This window comes from Paenibacillus alba (assembly GCF_013204855.1).
Classification (GTDB): Bacteria; Bacillota; Bacilli; order Paenibacillales; family NBRC-103111; genus Paenibacillus_E; species Paenibacillus_E alba.
Genome location: NZ_JABMKZ010000034.1, coordinates 19448 through 33335, shown reverse-complemented (window position 1 = coordinate 33335; position 13888 = coordinate 19448). Strand labels below are relative to the sequence as shown.

Below are 13888 nucleotides of genomic sequence, written 5' to 3'. Positions count from 1 at the left end.
TGTTCCTCCAGCTGCTGGCTTCCACCAGTTGCCCGAAATGAAAAGCATGTTCAACATCGTAAAGCTATCGTCGTAGTAGCCTGTTTTATGGCTTTTCATAAAGTCCCAGCCGTCATTGATCCATGCTTGATTGCTGCTGTTCGATACAGCTGCTGCAATGAATGGTGAGACGAAAACACCTGCAGGTCCGCTAGCAGAACCTGTCACCGTTCCATCCAATTTATAGCCATCTTTCACATTGTTTGGATTGTTGCTTGTTTTTCCTTTAATCCAGGTAGCAATTTTGTCAGCAATCGTTTTACCTCTCGCATCTCCATATAGTGCATAGTCCATAACAATTCTTGTAGGAACACGAGCCGCGTTATAATTGTATTCGTTGGTTTCTGGAAACTCATCCAAATAATTTTTTGGCGCTGGTTGGGGAGGATTGCCTACGACAAAGTCAGAAATCAGCCCCGTGTTTGGCGAGTAAGAAGCACTGAATGAAGTATAAACCGAGTAAAGATTATTAATGACGTTTAGCCAAACTTGGTCACCAGTAACATCGTAAAAGGCTCTTAAATGACTGAGCATCCAATCCGAAGGTCTCGTATTCAAGACGTTTTTGCCATCCCAATCGCCAAGGTTTAGTCGATTATTGTCCGTAACATTGCTGGCTTTAATCCCATTTGTAATCATTTTTTTGGCTTCTGCCAAATAATTGATCGTACCTGTGGACCCCCATTGATAATGGGCTAGAATCAGGGAGTAAGCAATGTCAATGTCCCCATCGGTTGCCGAGTCAAAATGTCCTTGAGCGCCTGCGGCATCTGCTACCACCCAACCCATCAAGTTTGCATTTTGTGAACTTTTATAAGCTCTAGCTGTTTTATAAAGACCGTCGTAGATCGTTTTGGCATTCGCATCATAACCTGCCATTAACGCAGTTATCACCATGCCATATCCTTGACCTTCCGAAGAGCCGAGCGGTTTATACCCATCTGCGCTTCCGGTTATATCCCCTTTCACATAGTACCCGCCTGGCAAGGAGGACAAGTTGTTTTTCAGATAGCTTGCCTTCCAAGAATTATAGTAAGTAGCGACATCTGTATTCAATTGGGCTTGTGTGACATGATTAGGTTTTGTAATGCCAGGATAACTCACTTGCTGTGGAAAAGGCTTTTGCTCACCAGCCGCAGCCGCTTTTTGCTCTAATGCAGGTGAAAGCAAAGGTGCCGAAATAAAAGTGAAGCAAAGCACAGCAATAGAGCACAATTTCAGCGTGCTTTTAGCGGGTTTTACCTTGGTCATATTCATGTTAATACCTCCAATTGATTATTTTTCTTCCTACGATTCGAATCGTTCAGAAACGATGCGGTGTCACTGTCCCCCCTTTCATGCCATTCACAAATTAAAGCGATTAAACTTTTAGGATAAAAGTGACTATTTGAAAGCGGATCCAATGCTGCGGAGGCATCATTCCAAGGGGCACTCCGCAGCGCTGAAACACTGTTATCCATTGCGTCAAAGAAGCTTTTGCCTAATCATACAATGATTGACAACTCATGCCCATTAATAATTCCGACTAAAATATGGACTATTTCTACTTTTCAGATGGTATCATGGAAATCCTGCTTCAGTTCCCAGCGAATTGTTTCTTGTGCCAACTGCCTTAATAACAAAATTATAAGATTTGGCAGGATCAATCCCGTTAACCGTCAAACTGTAGCTGTTCTGTCCACTTACGGCTGGCACATAGACACTCCAATTGGTGCTGACTTTCTCGTTTTTCTCGTAAATGCGGTAGCCTCTCACCGGTTCTGTGCTGCTTGCAGGAGCATTCCACGTAATGGCGGCACGGTTGCCTGACTGTCTTACCGCAGCTGAATTGACTGCTGGATTAGGTTTCCCATCTGACCGTTTGATGCTGTAAGCATCGTAAACAGCGAGAGGTTGGTCTTTAACTGCCGTATACGAGGTAAACTTCAATACATCGCTTGTTATGGAAACATCCACAAACATTTTCTTGTTTGGCTGAAGGTTTTTTGCTGCAAAGAACGTATCTGCGTTGGGATTCAGCGTATAAAATTTAGAGGCGGCTGAGTTGCCCATCAAATAAACTATTCCTTGAGGATTCACAGCATTGCCCTGCTCATCAATAATGACATTATTAACCTTAGCGTTATTCAGCATTTGGTAAGATCTCATATACATATGGTCATGTCCTTCAAATACCATATCTACGCCAAGCTCATCAAAAACGGGAATCAAATATTTACGGTAAAATTTAACCCGTTCGTTTTCTGCCGATGCATTGTCCCCTGAAGAATAAGCTCCCTTATGCATGGAGACGAACTTCCATTTCTTATCAGACTTCGCCACTTGGTTCCGCATCCACTCCAATTGCTTCGTGAATTGAGCATCTACTTGGTAGGGATTAACTTGGCCTTCGTATTGAGCATCCATTTGCATGAAGAGCGCATCTCCGTATTCAAACGCGTACACCGCCCCATCATGTGAACCCGTTCCAACATCTTTTGGTAAATTAAAGTGGTAAAAGAAGTTATTATTCGGATAATCTTCTACCTCGTGATTGCCAAGAACCGGAGCAAACGGCACGTTGGCAAATTCCTTTTTGGGTGCGCCCAAAAACCATTGCCAGAGCTGCTCCAAATCACCGTCGTCCGTCAAGTCTCCTGTGAGAAGCATGAACTTGGGATCACCGGCTTTCTCAATAGCTCGCTTGAACGTATCCTGCCACAAATCGAAATTCGACTTGCTTGAACCTTGCGAGTCTGTCGCATAGAGGAAATGAAAGTTCTGATTCGTTGCCGTGTCCGTTGTAAAAGAACCCAATTCGCTCCATCCATCCGCATCGCCGTTGCCAACCCGGTAAGTATACTTAGTTCCAGGTTTGAGCCCGCTTGCAATCGCTTTGTGGCTGGCGAACTTTTTATAATTTTTGGAGCTTCTGTCGCTTGAAGTCATTAACGTATCGATGACAGTTGCACTGCCTGCGAAGGAAACAGCCAGTTGTTCGGGGAATTGGTTGTCTATGACCTGTGTGGATTCAACAACTTGGACGGTAGTACCTTTAACCGTTTCCACCGTATACCAGTCGAAAGCCATGCTTGTCTTGGGATCCCCATTAAACGTCATGTTAAGCAGTGTAGGTGTTTTAGTTCCCGTATCGGGAGATTTCGTCTTGAAGCTCCAAACAATATCATTGCTCGGTATCAAGCCGTCCGCTGCCCCTTTAACGAGTGCTTTAGGGAGGGTCACCTTGTAGGTTTTGCCAGCAGCCAAGCTTGGATGACTGATTTTCACTGTATCTTGGCCAAGGAGTGAGACAGAAACACCGCTAAGAGGCACATTATTATCTGTGATTGTAGCCTGATAAGTGGTGTCCAGCTGAATCAATTTGTTGAATTTAACGGTAATGTCGGTCGTGAGAGAGATATCTGCAGCCCCAGAAGCAGGAATTTTGCTTACCTCAAGCGTAGGCGTGCTGCCTGGATCTCCGCCACTATGTGTTCCTGTTATCAGGACATCTTTAATCCGGCTGGATCCCGTGCTCTGCACCGTTCCTCCGCTTACGCTTGTGGTGGAATTAACGACCCACCGAATGTAGAGCACATCTTGGTTGTTAGCTCCTGAAGGCAAAGGAAGATTTGTTAATTTGCAGGAATTGTTAGAGCAATTGAAATTATTTTGCGTTAGAACTAGGGCTCCGCCAGGAATATCTATCCAATTTTGTTGATTTGTGCTGTATTGCACATTAAAGTTTTTGGGGCCTGTACTAGATGATGTTTGTTGGGAGGAGAGCAGAATATTTTCGTAGCCTTTTGTGGAAACGGTTGCTTGCCAATATTTGGTGCCTACTCCGCTATTCCAGCCTTGGTTGCGTACGCTGTTTTCGCCGGACTCGTAAGCGTACTCGTTCGTATTTGTACCTACGTCGCGTAAGGATGAAGTCGTCTGGAAAACACCGCCAGTAGCTGGAAATACGCCATTTGTACCCTTGTTATTGAATATCCACTGGGCAATCGTTTCTTGAGCTGCATATGCGTTCTCAGCTTTCGAGACGAGACCGATCACATCCATGGCAAGCAGCAAACAAATAAGCGCGACACGGGTAATAGAGGACCATCTGATCTTGAGATACGGTTGGTTGCTAGGCATTCGTCCATCCCTCTCTTCATTTGAGTTTCCAATCATCGTCGCTGTAAACCTGACCGTAAAGCCTATTCAGCTTACAATATCTTCATATCGAATTATTAAATCCCCCTTTCTTTGCTATCCGTTAGCAAATACACTTAGAGTATATCCCAGAACATTTGACCGAACAGCACATATATTCTTGCGAATATTATTTTTTATACAAATATTGCTTTTAATTGAATATTAAGTCTACAATTCTCATAGGAGGTGCTTTATGAAGCCCGTATATTATGAGTCTACTTCTTTCGAGATCAGTCGTAAGAAACAGATGTATACCAGCATGCCTTCGAAACATTACCATGATGCCTATGAGATTTTGTATTTAGTATCGGGGGATTTTTATTATGTTATCGGTGAGAGAACTTATCAAGTTGTGGCGGGAACTCTATTGTTTATGAATATTTACGAAATACATAAGTTAGTAAACTCTAACAACAATACCTATGAACGAGTCACTTTACTATTCAAAAAAGAGTTTCTTCAGCATTTCTGCACCGACGGTCAGTGTGAGGAGTTGCTCGAGCTTTTCACAAGTGATTACCACGCCTTGAAGACGATTGGGAAGGATCAGCTCTTCATTGAACAGCTTTTTCAGAAAATGATTCACGAGGGGAAGAAGCAAGCTCGCGGATATGAACAGTATCAGCATCTCTTGTTGGTCGAATTGCTTCTCTATTTGAATCGCAAAATATTCGACAGTCACGAAACTGGGGTGGTGATTGAATCCAACCGTACGCACAAGAAAGTGCTCGATATCGTTAGTTATGTCAACGTTCATTATATGGAACCACTTAAGCTATGTGATATTTCACAGCAATTTGACATAAGCTCTTCCTACCTCTGCCGAACCTTTAAAGAAGCAATCGGTTTTACTTTAATTGAATATATCAACAACATTCGAATCAAAGAAGCACGTGAGCTGCTTGTTAGCTCTTCCTATAATATTACGGAAATTGCCGGCATGGTCGGATTTGATCATGCTTCGCATTTCGGACGGACGTTCAAATTAATAACGGGCATCTCGCCACTAAGCTTCCGCAAACAATCTAAATTGTAAGACAGACCTTCTTCTGTTTCCCTATTTGGGTGACAGCTAGGAAAAAGCAGCGCAAGATGTGCGCTGCTTCAGTTTCAATGGTTGCTATTCGTTTAAGAAAGTTGTCACCTTGTTCTGGATCAGCTTGGCTGCTTCCTCCGCAGACTTTTGTCCACTAAAGAAGGATGCGGACTCCTCTCCTATCATGGAAATCACTTTACCGTCTGCCACCGAATAGTTATTCGCTGTATGAATGAACTCTTTGAACTTCGTAAATTCTTCGTCCGACACTTTGGGTGCTTTTCCGTTAGGAAGCATATACTTTCCGCTCTTAACTTGTTTCTGGATGTCGTTCAACTGCTTCTCATTCACAGATTTAAGCATTGAAAATCCGTGTCTCCCTTGCAGGGATTGCCCTTCCTCGGATAGGAAGAAGGCAATCACCTTCCAAGCCTCCTCTTTCACCGTAGATTTGGCTTGAATGGCGAACTGGGAATCCGTGATAATCCTCGCACGAGCAGTTTGTTCTGGTTTTTGCAGAAGTTTCGGATTTGAAAAGATTTGATGTAGACCATTAATAAAGTTCTCCGGTGATTGCAAAATAGTAGAATAGAACATTTGCTTGCCTATATCCGCCGGTTCTGAAGTCATGACTTTGTCATCATACATTTTCTTAATTTGTTGCATCACGCCCACGAACGAGGGAGAATCAAACTTGGCCTTTTTCGTTGAATGATCAACGTACTCTGAATATTTATCCACGATCAATTCTTGCAGGAGGAGCTCCGGCGGGTCATTCGCTAAAGCGTACCGGCGCTCCTTACCACTCTCCCCCAGTTTCTTCGAGATCTTTGCAAACTCCGTCCAGGTCCAATTCTTATCGTCGACAGTCGTGTTCTTAAGGATGTCCCCGTCGCCTACGAAAGCACGCAGGGAGAACCCCATAGGCATGGCGTACAAACCGCCATTCTGCTTCAATGCCTCCAAAATGTTCGTTTGCAAATCGTTTTTATTCAGTGTTTTGTCATTCGCCATCGTCTCATCCATGTTCAGGAGAAGCTTTTTGCTCACATAATCGTCGATGGGCAAACTGCTTATTTCGAAGATATCCGGGCCTTTCCCGGCAAGCAAGGCTGTATTCGTTGTTTTTTTGTATTTCTCATAATCCTCTGAAATCTGAATTTGCAGATCGATATCCGGATACTTTTCTTCAAACTTTTTCTCTATGTTCTGAAACAATAGGCTCGATTCTTGCATCGTCGAAGGCCATAGCTGCATCGCTAAAGTAACGACCTTTTTCCCCTCTTTGGTTACCGGTTTCTCCGTATTTGCCAATTTCTCGCTTCCTCCAGAACTGCATGCGGTCATTGTCGTTGCTAAAATACCAATCGAAATCATATACATCCACTTTTTCATCGAATAAATGCCTCCTTGAGTTATAACTATTGCAAGCGTACACGGTTGCCGTCTTGTAAAGGTTCACTGCTTTCCATAATCATCAGGTCATCCTTATAGAGGCTATCCGCTTGAATCATTGTTTCTTTGCCATTCGCTTCACTGGACTGAATTCGGACTTTACGAGCAACAAAGACATTGCCAAAAGCCCCCCTCTGCTCGTCTATTTTATAAACAAACATGCCGTCACGGTCTTGATGAATCGCCTCATTGGAGATGACAAGCCCCTCTTGGTGTGAGCGTTTCTCCCATTTGATCTCTGCCTTCTCACCCCCTTTCAGCTCAGAATCATTAACCTTGATGCGAAGAGTCTTCTGCGAAATCGTTGGGGCAAGCGCATCTCCTTCACCCGATGCGCTATCGGTTCGAGGTTGTACATTTGCCACTTCATCAATCGTGCCATCGATCATACGGATTTGTTGTTCTTGGTCTTTATCTGCTGCTGTATGTACCTTGACCTCTATCTTCTCTCCGCTCGAAATCCCCAAGCTGGCAATTAACTTTGAATTGGCAGGAATATCCAATCGATACCCTAAGCTACTATTCGAGATAAGGACATCCGGTTCTCTCGTGGATGTTACGCCTTCAATCGCATTCAATTTGTTAATAATGCCATCGAACGGAGCCGTTATTTCCTGCTGCCTAGTCAAACGATCTCTTAACTCGTTGATTTTTCGTTCTTGTGTGCCTAGATCAAGTTTACGCGTTTGGATATTGCGTCTTGCATCCCGTATCTTAAGTTCGTCCCCTTGCGTGGTCGACTGAATCAACTGATCTTGAACATTCTCCAACTCGATTTTCTGCTTTTCTAAGTTCGTTATTTCATCTTCTAATTCTCGTTCGGCAGTTTTGCTATCATAAATGATTAGCTTTTGTCCCTTCTTCACACGATCGCCTTCTTTCGCAAGAATCTGGAGAACCTTCCAGCCGGCTGGGTTCGATAGTCTCGCCTCGGCGATTGGATACAGATTACCACTGCCTTCAATCGTAAATAAAAGACTGCCGCCAGCCGCTTTTTCTGTTCGCACTTTCGGCAAAGTCAATGACTGCAGCGTGTTGCTGAACAGCGTAAAAAATAATAACAATCCTATAAAAACAATGAACACGATTTGCTTCAAAAACCTCAACTCAACCATCACCCCTTAATGCCAGACAATTGAACGCCTTCTATGAAATACGTTTCTGCATACAGAAACAACAGGACCATCGGAGCCATGTAGAGCATGGATGCAGCGAAAGCAATCCCCGTCTCCCCATTTATCCTGGATAAATAAACTGACAATGGCTGCTTGAAGGGATCGTCCAGAAAAATAAGCGGCTGCTCCACCATGTTCCAATAATCGACGAACAAGAGGATAACAAGTGCAGCCAGACCTGGTTTAATCATTGGCATGATAATCTTGTAGAAAATTCGCAAATGTCCTGCTCCGTCGAGCTTAGCCGCTTCGATATAGGCATATGGAATATCCAACATGAACTGTCTGAGCATGAACACACCGAAAGCTGCGAAGATGCCTGGCAAGATAATTGCATTCGTACTATTCAGCAGCCCAAGCTTATCCGCCATCATGTAATTCGGCACTAATGTCACTTGGAATGGCATGAGCATTGTCATGACATACACAAGAAACAAAGGATCCCGGCCACGAAATTGCAGCTTGGAGAACGCGTAGGCAGCAAGCGCTGCTACGAGGGTTTGACCAGCGATGATCGGTACCACCATAAATACCGAATTCCAGAACATTGCCAGATACTTCGGGCTGCCTATAAGCACCTTGCCGTACTGCTCCAAGGTCACCTGATCCGGCACTATTTTCAAATTTACAAAGGGATTTGGCCTTCCTTCTGCCGCTTTGTTCATCTGACCTATTGGTCCATAATTGATGCCAATTTCTTGTTCTGTCATGAACGAATTTGTGAAAGTAATCACAATGGGCATTAATAACAGGACTGCTATTGCGCCCATGACGACCGTTAATACACTTTTATGCAATATTTTAGCAACTAACATAGCCTTCCCCCTATTCCATGAACTGCCGATAGCGGCGTTCAAGTGCAAACAATCCCATGACGATCAGAAGAATACAGCCGGCCATCAAGGTCGCCGCGGCAGTCAGCTTCTGCATATTAAGCGACGTGAACATGTTGTTCATATAGTGCTGCATCATGTATATACTGTCATGCGGATAATCGCCGGCGATCAAATACGTTTCCCGAAATACTTTAAACGAATTAATAATCGACATGATGACAACAAAAAACATTGTAGATGTTAAATACACAAGTGTAATGCGGCCAAATTGCCATAAACGCCCTGCCCCTTCAATTTTCGCAGTTTCGTAATAATCCTTCGGGATTTGCTGCAGCCCTGCCAGGAATAAAATCACGTTATAGCCGATGTTCTTCCATAAATAAACGACAATGATGACGTTTCGGGCCGCATCGGTCTTCATCCAATCCACACGTTCAAATCCGAAGCTACTTAGCCAAGCGTTCAAGGATCCGTTCCAATCGAACAACATCTGCCAGATCAGAATGATCGAGGCGACGGGAACGACAAGCGGCATCACATAGGCAGTTCGCAGCCATTTTCGCAGGTAAATATGTTTACTCAAAAGGATCGCCAAGCCTAGCGACAGGACAAGGATCAGCGGCACACTGACGATACTGAAATAAAACGTATTCGATGCCGCCTTTTGGAAGGATTGGCTCGCAAGCAGCTCGCGGTAATTATCCAATCCGACAAAATGACTGTCTACCGTACTGTCCATCAAAGAATAGAACACTCCAACGGCAAAAGGGATCAGATAAAACAGTGCAAATCCGAAAACGCTTGGCATGAGAAACATCAAAGCCGCCGTTCCATCCTTTCGTGTCCATCTTTTTATCTGTTTCATCCCCTTAACGCCATGCCATAAATGCCACTTCTTCATTCTCCATTTCCTCCTTGCGGAAGACGCACTTCAAAAAGCGTGCAAATGACAGTACTCTTGACCGAAATTGTGCCTTGATGCTGCACGACAATGTTCTTCGCGATGGACAAGCCAAGGCCAGTGCTCCCCTCACGATGAGTTCTCGCTTGATCGCCGGTATAAAACATATCGAAGATATACGGCAGCTCTTCCGGAGGTATGCAAAACCCATAATTGACCACTTGAACCATTACTTCTTCTGCGTGAGCATAGCAATTAATATCAATAAACTGGCCATCTTTTCCATAGCGCACGGCATTCGTCAGTAAATTTTCAAATACGCGCGCCAACAGCTCACCGTCACCCCAAACCGTCAAATGCGGAGTCACATTCAAACGGGCTGTTACGTTATTTTTCTCAAAGACAGGATATAACTCCTCATTAAGCTGGATGAGCAATTCACTCAGATCGATTTGCTTTTTTTCAATGATCAGCTTGCCATAATTCATTCGAGTGATTTCGAATAGCTCGTCAATCAGCTTTTCTAAACGTTGAGACTTGGTATAGGCAATGCTCGTATAGTGCTTGATTCGCTCTGCCGTTAATTGGTCGTCCTGAAGAATGAAATCCAAATAACCTAAAACGGAAGTCAGCGGCGTACGCAGATCATGAGCTAAATTCAAGACCAATTGTTCCTTGCTGTTTTCCGCGAAATCTCCTCTCTCCAAAGCCTGCTGCAATTGTTCACTGGCCAAATTGATATCTCTGGCAATATGCCCGAATTCATCTTTGGACGGAATATGTATACGACTGTTGAAGTCACCCTTCGCAAGCTGATGAATCCCGCGGGATATTTCATTGAAATAAGCCGCATATCGGTTGGTGAGGAGAAAGAAAAACAAAAACGAGAGTGGCATGAAAATAAGCAAAAAGAAGTTAATATCCCCAATATCTCTAATCAAATACCGGATTTTCGTCAATGGATTTTCAAACTTGGTCGTATAATAGTAGAATTGGAGCACTTTATAGAACATATAAGTAATGGCCGCGGAGAAAAGCATACTTAAACCAAAGAGTTGAATCATTTTGAAGCGGAAACTTTGGGTGATTTCAGCCATTGAAGGTATACCCCACACCCCAAACGGTTTTGATCAATTTGTGTTTATGAATGTCTTCGCCAAGCTTCTTCCGCAAAGTGCGAATATGCACCATGACCGTATTGCTGCCTTCATAATAGGTCTCGCCCCACACCTGCTGAAAAATGTTCTCAGCGCTAAAAACTTTCTTCGGATAACTGGCCAGCAGGAAAAGAATATCAAACTCTTTTGGAGTTATTTCAATCGTTTCACCATAAATGCTAACTGTGCGTTGCTCCGGATAAATAAACATGCCACCTGCTTCCAAAACAGTTTTATTCGCTGCTGGAGGCTGATTCAACTGCTTCGAACGCCTCAGCTGAGCATTCACGCGAGCAACCAATTCCATCGGATTGAAAGGCTTGGTCATATAATCGTCCGCTCCGCTTACTAAGCCTGTAATTTTATCAAGGTCAGTCCCTTTCGCACTTAGGAAAATGATAGGCAGATGATATTGATCTCGAATTTTCCTTGTTGTTTCAAAGCCATTCAGTTTAGGCATCATAATATCCAAAATCGCCAAATCAATATCATGCGTCTGAATAGCTGAAATAGCTTCCAGCCCATCAGGTACTTTCAGACAACAGTAGCCCTCTTTTTCCAAATGCAACTCAATCAGATCGGCAATTTCTGCCTCATCATCGGCGATTAGAATTGTGATCGACTTCATTCGTTCCACCCACTTTTACTTAATTAGACGCGGTCACAATGACGCCGTCCACGTTGTTTCCTGATATCTCATAGCGGCCATTCGCTGGCACAGGGATCGTCTTGTTTTGGGCGACAGGATAGTAAGAAATCTCATAGGTTTGATGATCTACTACAGTCGTAAAGGTCTTCTTTTCTTTCAAGAAATCCAAGTATTCCTCCAGAACAAAATTCTTTTCCTGCATAATTGCGCTGTGCGGCAAACCAACATAACGGAAATGCCATGGCTCAAACTGAATACCTGTGATTGCCGTTTTGTCAGCCGGATATCGCAAAATAAACCCGTAACGCCATGCGTTTTTTATCAGCCATTTTCCTTCAGGAGCATGACTCATTTCTGATTGCGTAGAGCCAATATCAAGCGATAGACCTAAGTTATGTTCGCTATAGCCTGCTGGCAGCGCATATTTAGCCCCCATTTGTTGATAGAGCTTATTTTGTTCTTTATGATTCCGATAACCGCTGCTGATTAGAAACCGGCTAACCCCATCTTTTGCTGCGGCTCCAATCATGGTTGAGAATTTTTTCACCAAATCCGGCGACAACTGTATCGTTTTATCCAGCACAATAAATCCATTCAGCAGTTCCTTATGCTCAAGCAGAGTGACCGCTTCGGACACTTCGTCACCTGCGGGGACAGGATAATCCTTATTAACCAACAACAAATTGCCTTTATAAATCTGATCTTTTGTTACTTTGAGATCTTTCATTTGAAGAGTCATTTTGGGAGCTTCTTTGGCTTCTTCCCGAGTATTCTCGTTCACGGCTTTCCATTTATATTGAGCAACGCCATAGCCAGCCAGTACAAAAATAACAAACACAAAAACCCACTTCTTCATCGTAGTTTCCTCCTTATCGTTCATTTACTTTAGGATAAGGACAACTATTAAAAAAGAAGTGGGGTTAAATATAAAATTTTTCTTAAACTCTGAGGGTACGCTTTCTATTGTGCAGGGTGGAATTTTGTTACTTATCCGTTTCGAAAGCAGGTATTAATTCTTCGGCATTGGAATTTGTCCAATGAAATCAGCTTTTACCTTCATCCCTTTACATTCATTTGCACACTTTTAGAACGGGGGTCTGAATATGATACTTTCACACTTTGTAATGAAATAAGGACAGCCCCCCAATGGAGTGACTGTCCTTATGCTTATAACGATCTATTTCCACTGAGCAACTTTATCAATCGGCAGTCGAACGGAACCGTGACCAGGGTTAGCGGCTTTGCCTATTGAGATCAACATAACAGGTATGAAACGATCCGCTTCTAGACCGAAAGCTTCAGCAATCCGGCCTTTATTGAATCCTGCCATGGGGTTTGTATCGTATCCGTGGGCACGGGCAGAAAGCATCAATTGCATGGAAACGAGACCACTGTCGATTAAAACGGATTCCTTCTTCGCTTCGATCGGAAGGTTCTGGAAATAGGGGACCGACATGGCCAACTTCTTCTCTTTCACTTCCTGCGGCATATAACCATGCTCTACTGCTTTCCCGTAGATTTCTTCCGCATTGCTCACGATCTGCAGGTCGCCAAAAACAGCGATAACTGCCGAAGATGTGTTCACCTGTGAAGCATTAAAAGGCGCAAGCGCAAGCAAAGTTTCCTTGGCTTCTCGGCTCTCGATGACAAGAAAACGCCAAGGTTGCATGTTAAAAGAGGATGGAGCAAGCGTCGCCTCTGTCAATATCTCGCTCATTTCTTCACGGCTGATTGTGACACTCGGATCGTAATTAGCAATCGCCCGGCGCCCGGTAATAATGTCGTTAAAGTCTTTCCGCTTGTTCACTTCGTTCATGGATATCTCCTCTTTCTATCTTGTTTGATGGATTATACATAATCGTCATTAGCCGTTTTCCCTTCCCAAAAGCCGATCGAAGATCCAATGCAGAGATTGTCTTTTTGTCGCCAATTCTTCATCGGACCATTTGAAGATACCGTCATCTAACCAGAAGGCAGCCCCGACTAGCAGAAATTCTGCGGCTTCTTCAGGGTGCTTAACAGAGAACTCACCCGCCTGTACACCTTGCCTAACAATTTCCGCTATGGAAGGAATCAGTGCCTTAATTTCTGCCACTTTCCATTTCTGATGCAAGGTAATGTTACTCGCATCATGCAAATAATCTAATACCGTTTGTTCTTGGGGCGTGGGCATAGCATTCAATATGACCTGACTCAGTTTTTCGAACGCGGTTAGTTCAGCGTTGTCTGCGGTACTCTTCACATCGGCAAGCCGCGAGAATACAGTGCGCTCGCAAGCGGCGTTAACAACCTCTTCTTTTGATTTAAAGTAATAATAAAACGTTCCTTGGGCAACTCCCATTTTTTTGACAATATCGCTGACTGACGTATGCTCAAACCCATTCATTTGGAATAGTTCCATGGCAACATCCAAAATTTCATTTCTTCGAACTTCGGGATCCTTTGAGATTCGTGGCAT

Annotated in this window: 11 protein-coding genes and 1 pseudogene; 1 reads left to right on the top strand and 11 read right to left on the bottom strand. The window is 43.7% G+C overall.

The window, feature by feature from the left end:
• Window positions 1-15: 15 nt before the first annotated feature.
• Window positions 16-1188 (bottom strand): annotated as a pseudogene (locus HQN90_RS39035) (family 8 glycosyl hydrolase); the annotation flags it as partial.
• Between the two features lie 411 nt (window positions 1189-1599).
• Window positions 1600-4161, bottom strand: coding sequence for a metallophosphoesterase (locus HQN90_RS29455; protein ID WP_173225819.1), 2562 nt, complete (start codon window positions 4159-4161; stop codon window positions 1600-1602).
• A gap of 253 nt (window positions 4162-4414) precedes the next feature.
• On the opposite strand from HQN90_RS29455, the gene HQN90_RS29450 reads away from it, so the two are divergent.
• A complete protein-coding gene (locus HQN90_RS29450; RefSeq protein WP_173225817.1) occupies window positions 4415-5257 on the top strand; it encodes an AraC family transcriptional regulator in 843 nt (280 codons plus the stop codon).
• Between the two features lie 84 nt (window positions 5258-5341).
• On the opposite strand, the gene HQN90_RS29445 is transcribed toward HQN90_RS29450, so the two are convergent.
• The 9 genes from HQN90_RS29445 to HQN90_RS29405 all read right to left on the bottom strand — a co-directional run bounded on the left by HQN90_RS29445 (window position 5342) and on the right by HQN90_RS29405 (window position 13888).
• Window positions 5342-6652 carry an ABC transporter substrate-binding protein gene (locus HQN90_RS29445; protein ID WP_173225815.1) on the bottom strand — a complete coding sequence of 437 codons (1311 nt, stop codon included), beginning with the start codon at window positions 6650-6652 and terminating at the stop codon, window positions 5342-5344.
• 26 nt (window positions 6653-6678) lie between these two features.
• Window positions 6679-7818 (bottom strand): efflux RND transporter periplasmic adaptor subunit, encoded by a 1140-nt coding sequence (locus tag HQN90_RS29440; RefSeq protein WP_246362898.1) that lies wholly within the window; start codon window positions 7816-7818, stop codon window positions 6679-6681.
• A gap of 8 nt (window positions 7819-7826) precedes the next feature.
• Entirely contained in the window at window positions 7827-8702 is an 876-nt protein-coding gene (locus tag HQN90_RS29435) for a carbohydrate ABC transporter permease (protein WP_173225811.1), read from the bottom strand.
• A 10-nt stretch (window positions 8703-8712) separates the two neighbouring features.
• Window positions 8713-9588, bottom strand: a complete 876-nt coding sequence (locus HQN90_RS29430; protein ID WP_420851096.1) for a carbohydrate ABC transporter permease — start codon at window positions 9586-9588, stop codon at window positions 8713-8715.
• Between the two features lie 32 nt (window positions 9589-9620).
• Window positions 9621-10721, bottom strand: a complete 1101-nt coding sequence (locus tag HQN90_RS29425; RefSeq protein WP_173225807.1) for a sensor histidine kinase — start codon at window positions 10719-10721, stop codon at window positions 9621-9623.
• On the bottom strand, window positions 10714-11409 hold the full coding sequence (locus tag HQN90_RS29420) for a response regulator transcription factor (protein WP_173225805.1): 696 nt from the start codon (window positions 11407-11409) through the stop codon (window positions 10714-10716). Before HQN90_RS29420 ends, HQN90_RS29425 begins: the two co-directional genes overlap by 8 nt.
• 19 nt (window positions 11410-11428) lie before the next feature.
• On the bottom strand, window positions 11429-12286 hold the full coding sequence (locus tag HQN90_RS29415) for a M15 family metallopeptidase (protein WP_173225803.1): 858 nt from the start codon (window positions 12284-12286) through the stop codon (window positions 11429-11431).
• A gap of 321 nt (window positions 12287-12607) precedes the next feature.
• Window positions 12608-13246 (bottom strand): nitroreductase family protein, encoded by a 639-nt coding sequence (locus HQN90_RS29410; RefSeq protein WP_173225801.1) that lies wholly within the window; start codon window positions 13244-13246, stop codon window positions 12608-12610.
• A gap of 48 nt (window positions 13247-13294) precedes the next feature.
• Window positions 13295-13888, bottom strand: a complete 594-nt coding sequence (locus tag HQN90_RS29405; protein ID WP_173225799.1) for a TetR/AcrR family transcriptional regulator — start codon at window positions 13886-13888, stop codon at window positions 13295-13297.